Origin of the sequence: Flagellimonas oceani, from assembly GCF_011068285.1 — a bacterium.
GTDB lineage: Bacteria > Bacteroidota > Bacteroidia > Flavobacteriales > Flavobacteriaceae > Flagellimonas > Flagellimonas oceani.
Genome location: NZ_CP049616.1, coordinates 2,902,895 through 2,921,367 on the forward strand (window position 1 = coordinate 2,902,895; position 18,473 = coordinate 2,921,367).

The 18,473-nt window shown below is 45.4% G+C and carries 19 protein-coding genes; 8 read left to right on the top strand and 11 right to left on the bottom strand.

From position 1 onward, the window contains the following. Positions 1-2: 2 nt before the first annotated feature. On the bottom strand, positions 3-779 hold the full coding sequence (locus GVT53_RS13270; RefSeq protein ID WP_166249011.1) for an aldose epimerase family protein: 777 nt from the start codon (positions 777-779) through the stop codon (positions 3-5). A 24-nt stretch (positions 780-803) separates the two neighbouring features. After that, entirely contained in the window at positions 804-2,045 is a 1,242-nt protein-coding gene (locus tag GVT53_RS13275) for an ABC transporter permease (protein ID WP_166249012.1), read from the bottom strand. Positions 2,046-2,048: 3 nt separating this feature from the next. Here GVT53_RS13275 and GVT53_RS13280 point away from each other — a divergent pair, with 3 nt between their 5' ends. After that, positions 2,049-3,272, top strand: a complete 1,224-nt coding sequence (locus tag GVT53_RS13280; RefSeq protein WP_166249013.1) for an exo-beta-N-acetylmuramidase NamZ family protein — start codon at positions 2,049-2,051, stop codon at positions 3,270-3,272. Between the two features lie 250 nt (positions 3,273-3,522). On the opposite strand, the gene GVT53_RS13285 is transcribed toward GVT53_RS13280, so the two are convergent. From GVT53_RS13285 to GVT53_RS13300, 4 genes are all read right to left on the bottom strand, one after another. Then, positions 3,523-5,322 (bottom strand): BspA family leucine-rich repeat surface protein, encoded by a 1,800-nt coding sequence (locus GVT53_RS13285; protein WP_166249014.1) that lies wholly within the window; start codon positions 5,320-5,322, stop codon positions 3,523-3,525. 435 nt (positions 5,323-5,757) lie between these two features. Continuing rightward, complete coding sequence (locus GVT53_RS13290; RefSeq protein ID WP_166249015.1) at positions 5,758-7,344, bottom strand: BspA family leucine-rich repeat surface protein; 1,587 nt, start codon at positions 7,342-7,344, stop codon at positions 5,758-5,760. A gap of 465 nt (positions 7,345-7,809) precedes the next feature. Beyond that, positions 7,810-8,640, bottom strand: a complete 831-nt coding sequence (locus GVT53_RS13295; RefSeq protein ID WP_166249016.1) for a sterol desaturase family protein — start codon at positions 8,638-8,640, stop codon at positions 7,810-7,812. Positions 8,641-8,661: 21 nt separating this feature from the next. Next, the gene (locus GVT53_RS13300; RefSeq protein WP_166249017.1) at positions 8,662-9,156 is read right to left on the bottom strand and encodes a YkgJ family cysteine cluster protein; all 495 of its coding nucleotides are present in this window, start codon (positions 9,154-9,156) and stop codon (positions 8,662-8,664) included. Between the two features lie 73 nt (positions 9,157-9,229). Here GVT53_RS13300 and GVT53_RS13305 point away from each other — a divergent pair, with 73 nt between their 5' ends. Then, complete coding sequence (locus GVT53_RS13305; RefSeq protein WP_166249018.1) at positions 9,230-9,940, top strand: class I SAM-dependent methyltransferase; 711 nt, start codon at positions 9,230-9,232, stop codon at positions 9,938-9,940. Positions 9,941-9,980: 40 nt separating this feature from the next. Continuing rightward, on the top strand, positions 9,981-10,781 hold the full coding sequence (locus tag GVT53_RS13310; RefSeq protein WP_166249019.1) for a hypothetical protein: 801 nt from the start codon (positions 9,981-9,983) through the stop codon (positions 10,779-10,781). Between the two features lie 5 nt (positions 10,782-10,786). On the opposite strand, the gene GVT53_RS13315 is transcribed toward GVT53_RS13310, so the two are convergent. Then, the gene (locus GVT53_RS13315) at positions 10,787-11,419 is read right to left on the bottom strand and encodes a 7-carboxy-7-deazaguanine synthase QueE (RefSeq protein WP_166249020.1); all 633 of its coding nucleotides are present in this window, start codon (positions 11,417-11,419) and stop codon (positions 10,787-10,789) included. Positions 11,420-11,451: 32 nt separating this feature from the next. Next, positions 11,452-11,904 carry a Rid family detoxifying hydrolase gene (locus GVT53_RS13320; protein WP_166249021.1) on the bottom strand — a complete coding sequence of 151 codons (453 nt, stop codon included), beginning with the start codon at positions 11,902-11,904 and terminating at the stop codon, positions 11,452-11,454. A 56-nt stretch (positions 11,905-11,960) separates the two neighbouring features. Here GVT53_RS13320 and GVT53_RS13325 point away from each other — a divergent pair, with 56 nt between their 5' ends. Continuing rightward, positions 11,961-13,469: a helicase HerA-like domain-containing protein gene (locus GVT53_RS13325; protein ID WP_166249022.1), complete on the top strand. Its 1,509-nt coding sequence runs from the start codon at positions 11,961-11,963 to the stop codon at positions 13,467-13,469. 5 nt (positions 13,470-13,474) lie between these two features. Next, positions 13,475-14,023, top strand: coding sequence for a hypothetical protein (locus GVT53_RS13330; RefSeq protein ID WP_166249023.1), 549 nt, complete (start codon positions 13,475-13,477; stop codon positions 14,021-14,023). 12 nt (positions 14,024-14,035) lie between these two features. On the opposite strand, the gene GVT53_RS13335 is transcribed toward GVT53_RS13330, so the two are convergent. Beyond that, positions 14,036-14,458: a winged helix-turn-helix transcriptional regulator gene (locus GVT53_RS13335; RefSeq protein ID WP_166249024.1), complete on the bottom strand. Its 423-nt coding sequence runs from the start codon at positions 14,456-14,458 to the stop codon at positions 14,036-14,038. Positions 14,459-14,555: 97 nt separating this feature from the next. Between GVT53_RS13335 and GVT53_RS13340 the strand changes: the two genes are divergently transcribed. From GVT53_RS13340 to GVT53_RS13350, 3 genes are all read left to right on the top strand, one after another. Further along, on the top strand, positions 14,556-15,395 hold the full coding sequence (locus tag GVT53_RS13340; protein ID WP_166249025.1) for an alpha/beta hydrolase: 840 nt from the start codon (positions 14,556-14,558) through the stop codon (positions 15,393-15,395). A gap of 33 nt (positions 15,396-15,428) precedes the next feature. Beyond that, complete coding sequence (locus GVT53_RS13345) at positions 15,429-15,851, top strand: VOC family protein (protein ID WP_166249026.1); 423 nt, start codon at positions 15,429-15,431, stop codon at positions 15,849-15,851. Between the two features lie 104 nt (positions 15,852-15,955). Then, entirely contained in the window at positions 15,956-16,114 is a 159-nt protein-coding gene (locus GVT53_RS13350) for a hypothetical protein (protein WP_166249027.1), read from the top strand. A gap of 8 nt (positions 16,115-16,122) precedes the next feature. Here the strand turns inward: GVT53_RS13350 and folD are convergent, their stop codons facing one another. After that, on the bottom strand, positions 16,123-17,001 hold the full coding sequence (gene folD / locus GVT53_RS13355) for a bifunctional methylenetetrahydrofolate dehydrogenase/methenyltetrahydrofolate cyclohydrolase FolD (protein WP_166249028.1): 879 nt from the start codon (positions 16,999-17,001) through the stop codon (positions 16,123-16,125). A gap of 40 nt (positions 17,002-17,041) precedes the next feature. Continuing rightward, the gene (ffh, locus tag GVT53_RS13360; RefSeq protein WP_166249029.1) at positions 17,042-18,370 is read right to left on the bottom strand and encodes a signal recognition particle protein; all 1,329 of its coding nucleotides are present in this window, start codon (positions 18,368-18,370) and stop codon (positions 17,042-17,044) included. Positions 18,371-18,473 lie beyond the last annotated feature (103 nt).

Here is an 18,473-nt window from a genome sequence, read left to right on the forward strand (position 1 = left end):
AGCTATGTCCTAGGACTCAAGATCACCTTAAATTGGGCCGAATCCTCCAATTTTTGAAATCCCTGATGCAAATTTGCCTGCTCCACAGCATAGGGATAGAAGGTAATCGGTTCTATGCATACCATATTCCCGACCTCCGTCCAGCACATAAAATGGCCAAAACCTTCGGTTGTAATGGTAATCTCCTTCTTGTCCTTTAGCGTGATGGCCGTACAATCCGGCACTTGCAACGCCCGGCTGCCAACGGCCAAGACCTCATCCAACGAAATTTCTTTGTCCTTCGCGATAATGACCGGCGATTCCGAATGCAATTTAAATGCGGGATGATACCCCAACATAAAGGGCATTCCTTCCTCTCCAGAAACTTTGAAATGGATTTCAAGGCTATCGTCCGTCAATAAAAATGATTTCTCGAACCTAAAATCATAGGGCCAGGATAAGGCTTCTTCCGTGGATTTTTCTGGAAATTTTGAATTGGAAACCTCCGTCCCCGATGGATATTCTTTGGCAAAAACGGCAGAAGTTTCCGTTTGATGCTCCAACTCGTACTCCATTTGGCGCAAAAGTCCGTGCTGGTCTTGAACCGCTTCTCCCTTTGGGGTTTTTACCCGAAAATTGGCCTCGTTCACCGGGCCGATTATGGGAAACATTTCGGTATCGGCACTGCCCCATCCCGGACTTCCTTTTTGATGGATAAACTCATGTCCCTGCACCACATAACTTACCAACTCCCCTTTATCAATTCCAACAACGGTATTCTTGCTTTTAAGCTGAACCATATTTCTATAATTTTTTATTTCCGATCATTCAAACTGAATGGCCTTTACCGGCGTTATTTTTGTGATGATGTACGATGGGATCAAAAGCATCAACAGGCAAAGCAACATTACGCCAACATTCAACAGTAAGATGGTGGGCAAGTCCATGTGCACGGGAATATAATCGATGTAATATTCCTCCGGGTTCGGAAACTTGAACATGCGGTACTTGTTCTGAAGAAATATGACCCCAAGCCCGATCAGGTTGCCCCAGAACAATCCAATGGCAATCAAATAGGCGGCATTGTACAAAAATACTTTTCGGATGCTCCAATTGGCAGACCCCAACGCCTTTAAGATCCCGATCATTTGGGTACGTTCCAAGATAAGGACCAGCAAAGCTGTTATCATATTGATGCCCCCAACAATGATCATAATGCCGATGATCAGGGCGATATTAAAATCAAAAAGACCGATCCACTCAAATATGCGGAAGTACTTGGATTTGATGTTCTGGGTATCCAAAACGGATACGGTTTTACCATAAATCTCGTTGCTCTTCTCATCAATTTGGTCAAAATCCTCGATAAAGACCTCAAAATTTCCAATTTCGTTTTCCTCCCATCGGTTCATCAATTGGATATGGCGGATATCCACAAAAACGTAGGTTTCATCAAACTCCTCAAAACCGCTATCGTAAATGCCCACGATTTCGAACCTACGATTGTTCGGTGGTTTGGACGCATCCCCATCCCTCAAAAAAAAGGAAAAGAAGCTGTCCCCGACCTTCAATTGCAACCTATTGGCCATTAAACTGGAAATGAGCACCTCCTCGTTTAGGTCTCCGCCGTAATCGGGCAACCTGCCATCGACCAAATACTCTTTAAACGTGCTCCAATCGTAATCGGTACCCACGCCTTTGGCCAGCATTCCCTCGAACGTATCGGCCGTTCTAATAATTCCGCCTTTGGTGGCCACCGCTTGAACGTGCCTTACCCCATCCACATTTTTGAATTCGGGATAAAAATCCTGATCAATGGAGACAGGTGTGAGGGAAACCTCGGAATTGTTATTGTCAAAATTGGAAATCTGGATATGACCGTTAAAGGCTGCGACCTTCTCGCGAATCTTGTTTTTAAGGCCAACACCCGTAGCAATGGCAATGAGCATCATTACCACGCCGATAGCGATCGCGGCAATGGCAATTTTTATTATCGGGGCGGAAATACTAATTTTATGTTCCTTCCCTGTAACAAGGCGCTTGGCAATAAATAATTCTAAATTCAACGAATGCCCATTTTATCTAGAATCAAAAGTACAGTTTTATTGTTGTTTTTGGTGATTTCCTCCTGCAAGGGACAACAAAAAAAAGCCATTTCTGCTTCGGAACCTGCCATCCAAGCACCAGCTCCCATACAAGTGGCGGCCAATCGAACGGAAACCTACCTGCCGCTATTGCAGGGAAAAACGGTCGGCGTGGTAGCAAACCCGACCAGTGTCATCTTTAAAAAAGAAGGCCATGTACATTTGGTGGATTCATTGTTATCATCAGGGGTCGATGTAAAGCAAGTTTTTGCGCCCGAGCACGGGTTTCGGGGCACCGCGGATGCTGGGGAACATGTAAAAGATGGGATGGATACCCAAACGGGATTGCCCATTGTTTCGCTGTATGGGAAGAACCGAAAACCATCGCCAGAGCAATTGGGCGAGCTGGATGTTATTGTGTTTGACATACAAGACGTAGGCGTGCGGTTCTACACCTATATTGCCACATTGCAGCTGGTAATGGAGGCCTGTGCCGAAAACAATACGCCCATTATCGTTTTGGACCGACCCAACCCGAACGGACATTATGTGGACGGGCCTACCATGATGAAAGAACACACCGGCTACTTGGGACTGAACACGATTCCGCTCGTTTACGGGATGACGATGGGCGAATATGCCCAAATGTTGAACGGCGAAGGATGGCTGGAAAATGGCAACAAAGCTGATTTGACCGTCATTGAATTGGAGAACTACACCCACGAATCCGAATACCACTTGCCCATTCGGCCTTCTCCCAATTTGCCCAATGATACCTCCATTACCTTATACCCAAGTCTCGGATTGTTTGAAGGTACCAATGTAAACGCGGGGCGCGGCACCGAATTCCAGTTCCAACGCTACGGGGCATCGTTTATGGACAGTACGGCCTATGATTTTAGCTATGTGCCCGAACCCAACTTTGGTTCCAAGTACCCAAAGGAAGAAGGCAAGACCTGTTACGGTCGGGATCTTTCCAAAACTGAAAGAATGAGCGAGGTGACCATGGAATGGATCATTGATGCCTACAACAACACCTTGGACAAATCGAAATTCTTTTTGACAGAAGGTTTTACCAAACACGCAGGCACCCCATTGCTTCAAAAACAGATTGAGGATGGCATGACCAACGAAGAAATCAGGGCCACTTGGCAAGCAGATTTGGAACGGTTTAAAAAAATTAGGGAAAAGTACTTGATCTACGATTGATTTATTGGATGGTGATTCGGTTATTCGGTTATTCGGTTATTTGGTTATTAGTTATTGGTTATTGGTTATTGGGTTATTGTAAATTGTTTATTGTTCATTGTTAACTGTTCACTGCCCACTGCCTACTGACTTCCGACTTCCGACTTCCGACTTCCGACTTCGTCCTTCTGAATAAAAAACAAAACCGGAAAAGCACGTGGCCCTCCCGGTCTTGCATAACAAATTGCCTAAAAAAATTATAGTTAATACCTTAATTGCACTCCAGCTCAAAATTGGCAATACCCTCTATATTCCAGCCATAGCTCGTTTCTAAGTCGTCCGCAGCTTCAAATGGGGCCAGACCACAAAGCGTTAGCCCCGCTGCCCCTAAGTTTATACCCAACGGAGCATTGTTTTCGGAAACATAGCCATGCCAACCGATCAAGGTTGCATTAAAATTCTCCTTGGACATCCCGCTATTGTTTAACATGTCTTTCATGTTTTGAACAGAGCTAATTTTCCAACCGCCCAGATTTTGGTCAAAGGCACTGGCGCCTTTAAACATACTATTAAAGTCGGTCACATTGGAAGTCTTCCAACCACTGATGTCCCTGTTAAAGGAGGTGGCTCCCTCGAACATAGAAAACATAACGGTCACGTTGGAGGTATCCCAACCACTGATGTCTCCGTTAAAGGAGGTGGCTCCCTCGAACATAGAAAACATCTCGAGCACGTTGGAGGTATCCCAACCACTCAAGTCACCGTTAAAGGAAGTTGCGTCTTGAAACATAGAGGTCATATTTTTAACAGAACTGGTTTTCCAATCACTGATATCCCCATCAAAGGCAATGGCTCCGTTGAACATAGAGTACATACTAACCACACTGGAAGTATTCCAATCACTGAGATCCCCATTAAAGGAAGTTGCCCCTGTGAACATGTAAGCCATATTAGTGATAGTTTCCGTGTCCCAATCATTGAGATTGCCATTAAACAAAGAAGCTCCATTGAACATACTCGCTAAGATTTTAACATTGGAAAGATCAGGTGCATCGGTGGCATTGTACACCATGTTACCACACTTATAAAAAGCAGAGGAAAAGTTTTGCCATACAATGGTGCCCCATTCCTCCAGACCGACTAATTTCAATAATTGTTCATCATCGTTGTCAAACTGTTCATAAACTGTAAAACTACGAATTGCAGGGAAAGTTCCCTGTATGGCCACGGTATGGATGCCCGGCTCCGCATAGGTATGTTCAAACATATGGTTCTCGGGCAGCTCGTTAATGGTCTCCACGGTACCATCGCCCCAGTCCACGGTAAAGTCGTAGGCGTAATCGGCATTGGCACCTATATAAATGGTCTCTTCGGGGGTCGTGGTCTCCCATTTGGTCACAAAAGAGGTAGGGTCTTCTGCCGTTGTATCCATTACGTTCTCCACGGTTATGGTCACGGTGGCCTCCACCGTTTCCTCACCATCGGTAACGCTTACGGTAATGCTATGGGAGGTGGCGGTCTCGTAGTCGAGGGTTTTTCCTTCTGCCAAGGTCAAAATACCACTTTCAGAGAGCATAAAAAGGTCGTTGTCGTTGGTCACCATGGCAAAGGTAAGGTCGTCCCCATCGGCATCTGTGGCCATTACTTGATCAATTTCATCGGTATCGGCAATGTCCTCCGCTACGGTAAGCTCTTGGTCTTCCATTTCGGGGGCCTGGTTATCGGGTTCAACCTCGCCAACGGTAAATGTTCCCGTACTTGTGGCGGTCTGGCCATCTACGGTAACGGTTATCTTGCCCGTTGTGGCGCCGGTGGGCACCTTGGTCATCAATTGCGTAGCAGTGGCATTGTCCACCGTGGCGGTTATGTCGCCAAACTTAACGGTGTTCTCCGTTTTTGTGGTGGAGAAGTTGGTTCCCGTAATGGTCACCTCTGTGCCTTCGGGGCCCGTTTTGGGCGTAAAGTCCGTTATGGTGGGCTTGCTGGACGCTGGCGGGGTGTCCGGGCCGTCGTCCTTGCCGCAGGACCACAACAGGGCCACGGCCAATATTGAAAAAAGTATCTTTTTCATAATTTTTTGTGTTAATGATTAAATATTTCGGCAAATTCGGAAGTTCTGCCGAGGTTTTTAATCACTAATTGACGTATGCCCCGTTTGAGTTGACGGATGAGGGGTTTGGGTTGATGGGGGGATTCGGTTATTCGGTTATTTGGTTATTTGTTAATGGTTGATGGGTGAAGGGATTACTCGATTGTTGGATTGTTGGAAGAGCGGACCCTGAGCGCCCGCCTGCGGCTGGCAGGTAGTCGAAGGGTGGATGGTTGGATGATTCGGTTATTGGGTTATTGGGTTGTTGTAAATTGTTCATTGTCAACTGCCCACTGCCAACTGCTTGCTGCCAACTGACTTCTGACTTCCGATTTCTGAATAAAAAACAAAACCGGAAAAGCACGTGGCCCTCCCGGTCTTGCATAACAAATTGCCTAAAAAATTATAGTTAGTAACTTAATTGCACTCCAGCTCAAAATTGGCAATACCCTGTATATCCCAGCCATAGCTCGTTTCTAAGTCGTCCGCTGCTTCAAATGGAGCCAGACCACAAAGCGTTAGCCCCGCTGCCCCTAAGTTTATATCCAACGGAGCATTATTTTCGGAAACATAGCCATGCCAACCGATCAAGGTTGCATTAAAATTCTCCTTGGACATCCCACTATTGTCCAACATACTGGCCATACCCCCAAGATCAATATCAACGCTACCAATATCCCAGCCACCTAGATTCTGATCAAATGAAGTGGCCCCGTAAAACATTGAGATCATATTCACCACATTGGAGGTATCCCATTCACTGATGTCCCCGTTAAAAGATGTGGCCTCTGAGAATATCCATTCCATATTAATTACTTTAGAGGTATTCCAACCACTGATATCCCCATTAAAGGAAGTTGCCCCTGCGAACATAAAACTCATATTTGTGATAGTTTCCGTGTTCCAATCATTGAGATTGCCATTAAACAAAGAAGCTCCATTGAACATACTCGCTAAGATTTTAACATTGGAAAGATCAGGTGCATCGGTGGCATTGTACACCATGTTACCACACTTATAAAAAGCAGAGGAAAAGTTTTGCCATACAATGGTGCCCCATTCCTCCAGACCGACTAATTTCAATAATTGTTCATCATCGTTGTCAAACTGTTCATAAACTGTAAAACTACGAATTGCAGGGAAAGTTCCCTGTATGGCCACGGTATGGATGCCCGGCTCCGCATAGGTATGTTCAAACATATGGTTCTCGGGCAGCTCGTTAATGGTCTCCACGGTACCATCGCCCCAGTCCACGGTAAAGTCGTAGGCGTAATCGGCATTGGCACCTATATAAATGGTCTCTTCGGGGGTCGTGGTCTCCCATTTGGTCACAAAAGAGGTAGGGTCTTCTGCCGTTGTATCCATTACGTTCTCCACGGTTATGGTCACGGTGGCCTCCACCGTTTCCTCACCATCGGTAACGCTTACGGTAATGCTATGGGAGGTGGCGGTCTCGTAGTCGAGGGTTTTTCCTTCTGCCAAGGTCAAAATACCACTTTCAGAGAGCATAAAAAGGTCGTTGTCGTTGGTCACCATGGCAAAGGTAAGGTCGTCCCCATCGGCATCTGTGGCCATTACTTGATCAATTTCATCGGTATCGGCAATGTCCTCCGCTACGGTAAGCTCTTGGTCTTCCATTTCGGGGGCCTGGTTATCGGGTTCAACCTCGCCAACGGTAAATGTTCCCGTACTTGTGGCGGTCTGGCCATCTACGGTAACGGTTATCTTGCCCGTTGTGGCGCCGGTGGGCACCTTGGTCATCAATTGCGTGGCGGTGGCATTGTCCACCATGGCGGTTATGTCGCCAAACTTAACGGTGTTCTCCGTTTTTGTGGTGGAAAAGTTGGTTCCCGTAATGGTCACCTCTGTGCCCTCGGGGCCCGTTTTGGGCGTAAAGTCCGTTATGGTGGGCTTGGTGGACGCTGGCGGGGTGTCCGGGCCGTCATCTTTACCGCAGGACCACAACAGGGCCACGGCCAATACTGAAAAAAGAATCTTTTTCATGATTTTTTTGGATTAATGATTAAATATTTCGGCAAATTCGGAAGTTCTGCCGAGGTTTTTAACCACCAATTGACGTATGCCCCGTTTGAGTTGACGGATGAGGGGTTTGGGTTGATGGGGAGGGAGGGTTGAGGGTTGAGGGTTAAGGGTTAAGGGTTAAGGGTTAAGGGGAAAAGGTGAAAGGTGAAAGGTTCTCGAACTGTTAATTGTTTATTGTTTATCGTTCATTGTTTATTGTTTATTGTTAACTGTCAACTGACTTCCGACTTCGTACTTCCAACTTCTATGTCCTATGTCTTGGCTCTTGAGTCTACTTTTGGGTTATTCGGTTATTCGGTTATTCGGTTATTTGTTATTGGTTGATGGGGAGGGCGGGTTAAGGGTTGAGGGTTGAGGGTTAAGGGGAAAAGGTGAAAGGTTCTCGAACTGTTAATTGTTCATTGTCAACTGTCAACTGCCCACTGCCTATCCTTTGGTCGTAGGCCTTCGGTATTTATGGAAAGGTTGCCTTAGCAGTCCCTTGATGCTGGCATTTTCCTTTTCATCCGGGAAAGTGTCCACCCCGTACACAATATCCTTGGGGTCCATGGACATATAGGTGCCAAAAAGTCTGTCCCAAATGGAGAAGATATTTCCGTAGTTGGAATCGGTATAGGGCAATTGATAGTGATGGTGCACTTTGTGCATATCGGGACTTACGATTATCCAGCTCAAAGCGCTATCCACTTTTTTGGGCAATCGGATATTGGCATGGTTGAACTGTGAAAACACGACCGACAAACTTTGATAGAGCATAATAATGCCTACAGGCGCCCCAACAATGATGACTCCAAGCAAAGTAAACGCATAGCGAATCAAACTTTCCAGGGGATGGTGGCGGTTCGCCGTAGTGGTGTCCACATTATGATCGGAATGGTGCACCAAATGGACCATCCACAAGGGTTTTACTTTATGTTCCACCCAATGCGCAGCGTAGGCCCCGATAAGGTCCAAAAACATCACACCGAGCACAACATAAAGCCACAAGGGCATATCGGGCAACCAATTAATGATTCCAAATTGGTTTTCCACCGCCCAATCCGAAGATTTCAGCAAAAGAAAGGCCAAGGGAAAATTCACAATGATCGTAGTCAGCGTAAAAAAGAAATTGGGAACGGAATGTCGCCATTTTTTATAGGGAACATTGAACAAGGGCACAATACCCTCCAAAACCCAGAAAAAAGTGATTCCGCCCACCAAAATTAGGCTGCGGTGCCAAGAGGGAATGGTCTCAAAATATGAAATCAGCTGCTCCATTCCTTCAAATATAGCAAATCATTAAAATTTGATGGCCTTTTTCATTTCTTCCACAATGTTAAAAGCTGCGGGGCAAATCGCCACATTTTTTAAGGTAAGGTTGGAAATCTGTTGGAATTTTTTTCGGTCCGTGTGCGGAAACTCACGGCAAGCCTTGGGGCGTACATCGTAAATGGAACAGTAATTGTCCGCTCCCAAGAAAGTGCAGGGAACGCTCTGTAAAACATAGTCGTTTTCCTCATCTACCCTTAAAAATTCATCGATAAATTGGGAGGGCTTCATCCTAAAATGCTTGGCAATGCGCTCCACATCGGCATTGGTGAACAACGGGCCCGTGGTTTTGCAGCAATTGGCGCAGGTAAGGCAATCGGTACGTTCAAACTCCGCCCCGTGCAGTTCCTGCATGGTGTAATCCAGGTCCTTTGGCGGACGCTTTTTTAGCTTGGCGAAGAATTTTTTGTTCTCGGAATGTTTCTCCCTGGCCTTTTGTGGTAATTCCTTTAGCACTTCTTCCATAGGCCACAAACTTATCCATTTTAAACCTATCTATACCATTAAAGTCACATCTTTGCAGAAACAAACCGAAACTATGGCAGATGTTTTTGGAATGGCCCTGAACGATTATCAAAACGGCCGGTATACGGAGGACATTAAAACCTTTTCATCTTTGGACGAAGAGGATATCATCCCCGTTCCTTATTTGTTCCGAACGTATGATGAAATGCCCAAAATTGAACAGAAAGCCCTGCAATTGGCTAGCGGAAAGGTATTGGATATTGGTGCCGGAGCGGGCAGCCATGCACTTTATCTTCAGAACAAAGGATTTGATGTAACGGCCTTGGACAATTCCGAAGGTGCCATTGCCGTGTGCAAGGACAGAGGGGTTGAATCGACCGTAAAGAAAGCCATTCTGGACTACTCTGAGGAAAAGTTTGACACCCTGCTATTGTTGATGAACGGTATCGGTCTGGCGGGAAAACTGAAAAATTTAAGTGGTTTTCTACACCATTTGGCTTCATTATTGCTACCCAATGGTCAGGTTTTGCTCGATTCCAGCGATATTATCTATATGTTTGAACAGGATGACGATGGTGGTTACTGGATTCCGGACGACGGCACCTATTATGGCGAAGTATCTTTTGAAATGGAATACAAGGGACAAAAAAGCAACCCTTTTGATTGGGTTTACGTAGATATAAATACCTTGCAAAATGCCTGTGAATCCAATGGTTTTAATTGCGAACTTGTAATTTCAGGTGAGCATTACGACTATTTGGCCAAGCTGACATTAAAAAAATAATAGATTGCGTTTTAGCACGTTACAATACATATCCCATATTATGAAAAAAGTTGTTTTTCCTGTTTTATGCTGTTTCGCATTATTGATCAACTGCTCCAAAGGGGGGGATATTACGTCTTCGCCGGACACCAATGCAAACCTAAAGGCAGGAAATCTTTTGTCCACGGGGGCATCTGCCAGGGATTTACTTTCCAACGATACTTTTGATAAACTTTTGATAGAAATCGATTATGTGAACGGTTTTGCTCCAACGGCAGGGGCCATTGCCAACTTCGAAGAATTTTTGAGGGCTCGCACTTTCAAAGAAGATATTGAGTTCAAGTACACGGCCTTATCCTCTCCGAACGAAGAAACGCTGACCCTAGATGAGATCGTGGATTTGGAGAAAGAAAACCGGGACGAGTACAACAATGGTTCAACATTGGCCATTCACATTTATTTTGCCGATGCACCTGCGGACAGTGATGAAGAGGATGAAAACCTTGTAACGCTAGGGGCCGTGTACCGCAATACATCCATGGTCATTTATGAATCTACCGTTAAAGATATCGCCAGCAGGAGCACGGCCATTACTACCGAGGACGTGGAAACGGCCACAATTCTCCATGAATTTGGCCACTTGTTCGGATTGATAAATTTATCTACCGAATCAGTAAACGACCATGAGGATTCCGAGTCCGATAACCACTGTAACGTGGACGGCTGTTTAATGCGTGCAGAACTGGAGTTCGGAGCATCGCTTCTAAAAGAAATGAAGAGAAATACCTCCAAAGGTCTGGCAGCTGTTCCAAGCTTGGGTCCCGAATGTCTTTTGGACGTTAAGAAATATGGAGGGCGATAATCCTCTTAGGGAATATTCAAATACTTATGGGTCTGTAAAGACACTTTCCACTTAGGGTGTTTCATCACATATTCCACTATCAAGGGAACCATTTTGTCCCGCACGCTCCATTCGGGCTGTAAATAAAGAATGCAATCCTCCCCTACTTGTGCAGCTTGTTCCTCCGCAAAAATAAAATCGTGTTTGTTGAATACGATCACCTTGAGTTCGTGTGCTTTTTTATAAATATCCCCCACGGGAAGTTTAATTTTCTTTGGCGAAAGGCAAATCCAATCCCAAACCCCCGTTAACGGATATGCTCCTGAAGTCTCGATGTGGATTTTCATACCTTTTTCCTTGAGCCCTTGGGTAAGCGGCCCCATATCCCAGGTCAGCGGTTCCCCCCCTGTAATTACAATGGTATCGGAATATTTTTCGGCATTGGCCACAATACTATCGATTGCCGTCGGCGGGTGGGTTTCGGCATTCCAGCTTTCCTTTACATCGCACCAGTGGCATCCCACATCGCACCCGCCTACCCTAATAAAGTATGCGGCCGTTCCTTTGTGGTAACCTTCCCCTTGAATGGTATAAAATTCTTCCATAAGGGGCAGCATCAAGCCCTTTTCCACCAAATCCATCACGTTTTCTTCTACCATGGTGCAAAGATAATCCACTTCTATGGTTCCACCTACTTTACAGCGATAACATCTATCTCTATATGGGCATTGGCAGCAAGGCCACTGGCCGCAAAAGTGGTTCGGGCGGGTTTTTTGGTAAAATATTGGGTGTAGATCTCATTGAATGCCGAAAAATCCTCAATATTGGCCAAGATCACGGTGCATTTTACCACATTGTCCAAGGTCAAACCGTGCTGTGCCAGAACATCCTGTATGTTTTTTATGGCCTGTTCGGTTTCTTTTTGAATCCCGCCCTTCACCAAAGTCCTTGTGGTTTGGTCCATACCTATCTGTCCCGCCAAAAAGTACATATTGCCTGCTTGTACGGCATCACTGTATGGCGCATTTTGCTTTTTGGGCTCGTGCGATTTATGAAAAATAAGCTCCGTGGATTCCTGTGCGTATGTGGTTGTTACTAAGCCAATCAACAATATGGCCCAAATCGTACATTGAAAAGGTTTCATAATCCTGTTTTTAGTTTTGCTTAAAATTACCCTATTTTTATCGGAAATTGAACAGGATGGCCAACAAAGAAAAGTTCATTGAGCACATAGATCAAGGGTACGCCATGAAAGGCGATTACATTACCGTTGGCGCTGGAATGTTGGAGGGCGAGACCATGACCAACACTTACATAAAAATTCCGCTAAAGACGATGAACCGCCATGGACTCATTGCCGGTGCTACCGGTACGGGCAAGACCAAGACCCTACAAGTGTTGGCCGAAAACTTGTCCGACAAGGGAATCCCCGTATTGCTCATGGACCTCAAAGGTGACCTCAGCGGTATTGCCCAACCCAGTCCAGGACATCCTAAAATTGACGAACGACAAGAAAAAATAGGCCTTCCTTTCGAGGCTAAAGGATTTCCCGTTGAAATTATGTCGCTCTCCGAACAAGGCGGGGTCCGCTTGCGTGCCACCGTTTCGGAGTTTGGACCGGTACTGCTTTCCAGAATCCTGGATCTGAGCGTTACACAGGAAGGCATCGTGGCCGTGATCTTTAAATACTGCGATGACAATAAGTTACCGCTTTTGGATTTGAACGATTTCAAGAAAGTGCTTCAATATGCCACTGGCGAAGGAAAAGAAGAGTTTCAAAAGGCATACGGACGAATCTCCACAAGTTCCACGGGAACTATATTGAGGAAGGTCATCGAACTGGAACAACAAGGAGCTGACCTTTTCTTTGGGGAAAAATCTTTTGATGTGGAAGATCTGGTTCGAATCGATGAAAATGGACGTGGTTATGTAAACATTATCCGGTTGACGGATATTCAGGACCGACCCAAACTGTTCTCAACATTTATGTTGAGCCTGTTGGCCGAGATCTATTCCACTTTTCCGGAACAAGGAGACAGCGATAGACCAGAACTCGTGTTGTTCATCGATGAGGCGCATTTGATTTTTGACAATGCCAGCAAAGCACTTTTGGACCAAATTGAAAGTATTGTAAAGCTGATACGATCCAAGGGAATAGGCCTTTATTTTGTTACCCAAAACCCAACCGATGTGCCCGACGATGTTTTGGCGCAATTGGGCTTAAAGGTGCAACATGCCCTGCGTGCATTCACAGCCAAGGACAGAAAAGCCATAAAATTGACGGCACAGAACTATCCCATAACGGATTTTTACGATACGGCGGAGGTGCTTACCTCATTGGGAACCGGAGAGGCCCTAGTATCCGCCTTGGACGAAAAAGGGCGACCTACCCCACTGGCGGCCACCATGATGCGCGCTCCCATGAGCCGCATGGATATTTTAACCGATTCCGAAATCAAAGATGTGCTGGACAGGTCTAAGCTGATAAAAAAATATAACGAGGAAATCGACCGCGAAAGCGCTTACGAAATCCTGACCAAAAAAATTGAAGTGGCCGAAAAAGAGGCCGAAAAGGAAAAAGAAGAAAAAACAACAAGCCAGCGGTCATCGGGCCGAAGGAGCACCCGAATGAACCCCGTGGTCAAGGTGTTGACAAGCGCCACGTTTATCCGAGGGGTCTTGGGAGTGTTAAAAAAAGTAATCCGATAATTTCTATGAAAAAAGCAACCAAAGTAATTGCCCTGGTTTTCGGGGTTGTATTGATTCACTCTTGCCAAAAGGACACTACCTTCCTGATCACGGAAAAGAGTGTTGGCCCATTGACCCAAGATACCAAAACCAGCGACCTTGAGTCTATTTTTGTACAAGATTCGGTGGTAGGGGACCAGGTACAGATAAGTTTGGGAGCATCTCCAAAAAAATTCGAGGTTTTTGAAAAGGGAGGCAAGCACTTGTTGACCCTCACGGCAAGCTCCGACAGTATCCCAACTATCGAAAACGTAAGGGTTATGGATGCCAGATACGTTACAGAGGGCGGTATAGGCCTTAAAAGCACCTTTAAGGATATTCAAAAAAAATACGATATCAAAAAAATTGTGACCACCTTGAACAGTATCGTCATTTTTCCCAAGGCAAGTAACCTATATTTTACAATAGACAAGGAGGAACTTCCTGAAAACCTACGCTTTTCAACATCGGACATAGAAGCGGTACAGATTCCCGACAATGCCAAGATCAAATATTTGATGTTGGGCTGGGAATAGCCGTTTTTGATGTTACAATAAACCGTACTTTTCTCTATTGGCCATTACTTTAGGACTGTTGTCGTGCATCCATTCGGCCAAATCGAGCAATTTTTCCACGTAGGACCGTCCAAAAGCGGTAAGGCTATACTCTACCCGAATAGGCACTTCGGGATAGGCCTTGCGCTGAATATACCCATCGGCTTCAAGGACTTTTAACCGCTGGCTCAGCACCTTGTTCGATATACCATACACATATTTCTTGAGCTTGTTGAACCTAAGCACGGGAAAGTAACCGAGCCAGAGCAGGATCAACGTACTCCACTGATCGGAGGCCACGGACATGACATCTCGAACGGGGCACAACTCGGGCGGATTCTTAAAATCGATATGCCCGAACATTTTTTCCAATTTTTTTACGGTCCTAACCTTCTGATTTTCAGCAATAGTTTCCATACATATACTTGGTTTTCAATTCGTCACTTCTTTTCTTTTCTAAAAGGAATATGTACTTTTAGTATCAAATAAAGAGTAAGTTACAAAAAGTAACCTCATGAAAAAACAAATCAATAAAATACTGCCGTTGGCCTACGGAAAATATTTCAACGCATACAGCCTTATTGCCCCAAAAAAAGTGGCCAACGACGCCTTTCATGTATTTTGTACGGTACGCAAGGGAAGGATTAAACCCGAACAGGCCTCATATTTGGATAATTTTAAGCTGGACTTGGAAGAAGCTGCCGGTCACCGGATACAATCGTACCACTGGCCCGGGACAAAAGAAACGGTTTTGCTGGTGCATGGTTGGGAGAGCAATACGTTCAGGTGGCGCAACCTCATCAAAAAACTCAGGGAGGCGGATTTTAATATTATTGCTTTTGATGCCCCATCTCACGGTTACTCCACTGGAAAACATTTATACGTACCCTTGTACGAGGAAGTGGTCGACCACATGGTAAAAAAGTATGGCCCGAAGCACCTTATCGGACATTCGGTCGGGGGAATGACGATCATCTACAATCAATACAAGAACCCGAGTTCTCAAGTAGAGAAAATGGTCACCATTGGATCTCCGTCCGAATTTTATGAAATAATGGAGCACTTTCAGAACCTATTAAAGTTCAACAATAGGGTCATGAAGCATTTGGATGATTACGTCCAAAATCGTTTTGGCTTTAAAATAGATGAGTTCTCCACGTCCAAGTTTGCACGATCCATTAGCAAAAAAGGATTGATCTTTCATGATAGATTTGATAAAATTGCGCCCTATCATGCTTCTGTGGCGGTCAATAAAAGCTGGGAGGGCAGTAAACTTATCAGCACCGAAGGTTTGGGCCATTCCATGCACCAAGACGATGTAAACGATCAGATCATAGCATTTTTGGAAGCTTGATAAAGTTGTCCTATTTTTCGGAAAAAATAGACCATGCAAAAAATAACCCCCTTTCACGTTGCCGTTCCCGTGCACAATTTGGCAGAATGTAGAACTTTTTACCGGGATGTTCTCGGCTGTAAAGAAGGTCGGAGTGCCGAACAATGGGTGGACTTTGATTTTTTTGGCCACCAATTTGTGATTCACTACAAACCAAAATCCGAGGAGGACACCCACACCAATCCGGTTGATGGAAAAAATGTGCCCGTGCCCCATTACGGTGTTGTTTTACCTTGGGAAACCTTCGAAACATTTTCCAAAGAACTCATTGCAAAGGGGATTGATTTTGTGATTGAACCTTACATCAGGTTCAAAGGTGAGCCTGGAGAGCAGGCCACTATGTTCTTTTTGGACCCAGCGGGCAATGCTTTGGAATTCAAAGCTTTTAAGGATATGGGACAACTTTTCGCAAAATAACGGGGTCGATCATCGATATTTTGATGGCAAAAACAAGAATTTGAACCCTAATTCGTTATAAATAGACCAATTAGGCCGATAGGCCTTGCCCAAATCCTACTACTATGAAGACAATTTTACTATTGGTCACCCTTATTTTTTCTGCCATGGCCGTATCCAGTTGCACCAACGACGAAGGTGAAACCGAGTTTGAACACCTGAACCCGGAGGAAGAACAACAGGCTGCCCTAAAAACTGAATCAGGACAGAAAATTGGGGATTAAGCTTAGTTTTAGCCATTGTGACGCTCCCGCGCCAACAAGGTATTTTTGAGCAACATCGCAATGGTCATAGGGCCTACTCCACCAGGTACGGGGGTAATAAAAGATGCTTTTTTGCTCACGCTCTCAAAATCAACGTCACCAGTGATGTAGTATCCTTTTTCCTTGGTATCATCTGCAACCCGGGTGATTCCTACATCAATGACGGTCACACCATCTTTGACCATATCGTCCTTTAAAAACTTTGGAACACCCAAAGCTGAGATTACGATATCGGCTTGAAGCGTCAATTCTTTCAAGTTTTTGGTCCTACTGTGCGCCAAAGTTACCGTTGAATTTCCCGGTTTCCCTTTTTGGCTCATTAAAATACTGATGGGTCGGCCCACGATATGGCTCCTCCCGATCACAACGGTATGTTTTCCTTCGGTATCTACATTGTACCGCTTCAACAATTCCATTATTCCAAATGGCGTTGCCGAGATAAAGGTTTCCATATCCAAGGCCATTTTTCCAAAATTGGTTGGATGAAATCCATCCACGTCCTTATCTGGGTCCACGGCCATCAGCACTTTTTCCTCGTCAATGTGTTTGGGCAAGGGAAGTTGGACTATATAGCCGTCAATGGCAGGGTCGTTGTTCAATTGGTGAACCTGCTTCAACAAATCTTCTTCGGTGGTTTCCTCTGGAAGATGGATCAAGGTTGATTCGAACCCGATTTTTTTGCAGGAACGCACCTTGCTGCCCACGTAGGTGAGACTTGCGCCATCGTTACCCACCAGAACAGCGGCCAAATGGGGGACCTTTTCGCCCCGTTCTTTCATTTGCTCCACCTCAACGGTGATTTCTTCTTTTATCTGGTTCGATATTTTCTTTCCGTCAAGGATTTCCATATAGGGTCGTGTTGGTTTTAATTCTGACTTCTGACTAAAGTTATCTCATGTTCTGCATCATCTGCATCATCTTCTTGCCTCCGCCGCCTTGCATCATCTTCATCATTTTGCTCATTTGGTCGAACTGTTTGAGCAACTGATTTACTTCTTGAATGGAAGTTCCGCTACCTGCGGCAATCCGCTTCTTGCGGCTGGCGTTCAACATAGCGGGTGTAGAACGTTCTTCGGGGGTCATGGAATGGATAATGGCCTCAATGTGCTTGAATGCGTCATCATCAATATCCAATCCCTTCAATGCCTTTCCGGCTCCGGGGATCATTCCCATGAGGTCCTTCATGTTCCCCATTTTCTTGATTTGCTGGATTTGGCTCAAGAAGTCATCGAACCCAAACTTATTTTTGGCAATTTTCTTTTGGATCTTACGTGCCTGCTCCTCATCAAATTGCTCTTGGGCACGCTCCACCAAGGACACCACATCTCCCATTCCAAGGATACGGTCGGCCATACGGGAGGGATGGAACACATCAATGGCTTCCATTTTTTCGCCCGTACCAATAAATTTGATGGGTTTGTCCACCACGGATTTGATGGAAATAGCGGCACCACCACGGGTATCACCATCGAGTTTGGTAAGGATTACACCATCAAAATTAAGGACATCGTTAAACGCCTTGGCCGTATTCACGGCATCCTGACCGGTCATGGAATCCACCACGAACAAGGTTTCCTGTGGCTCAATGGCTTTGTGGATGTTCGAGATTTCATCCATCATCTGCTCGTCCACGGCCAAACGACCTGCGGTATCGATGATGACCACATTGCAGCCCGCATTTTTTGCATGGGCAATACCTGCCTTGGCAATGGCAACGGGGTCATTGTTATCCCTATCGGAATAGACCTCTACCCCTATCTGGTCCCCCACTACGTGCAACTGATCTATCGCCGCTGGACGGTACACGTCACAGGCCACCAAAAGAGGTTTCTTTGTTTTTTTGTTTTTGAGGTAGTTGGCCAATTTACCGGAAAAGGTGGTTTTACCCGAACCTTGAAGACCGGACATCAGGATTACCGAAGGGTTACCGGATAGGTCGATTTCCTCAGCATCGCCGCCCATAAGCTCGGTAAGCTCGTCCTTTACCAACTTCACCATAAGTTGGCCCGGTTGAAGGGTGGTCAATACATTTTGGCCGAGTGCCTTTTCTTTTACCGTATTGGTAAATTCCTTGGCTATTTTAAAGTTAACGTCGGCATCCAACAAAGCTCTCCGGACTTCCTTAAGGGTCTCTGCTACATTGATTTCCGTAATCTGACCGTGGCCTTTGAGGACGTGGAATGCCTTATCTAATTTTTCACTTAAATTATCGAACATATGTTCTTTGTTTTAAAGGAGGGACAAATTTAGTAATAATATAAAAGAAAAAGGACGGCTTTGGGGTGAGCCGTCCTTCTTTTGGAAAAAGAATGGGGAAAAT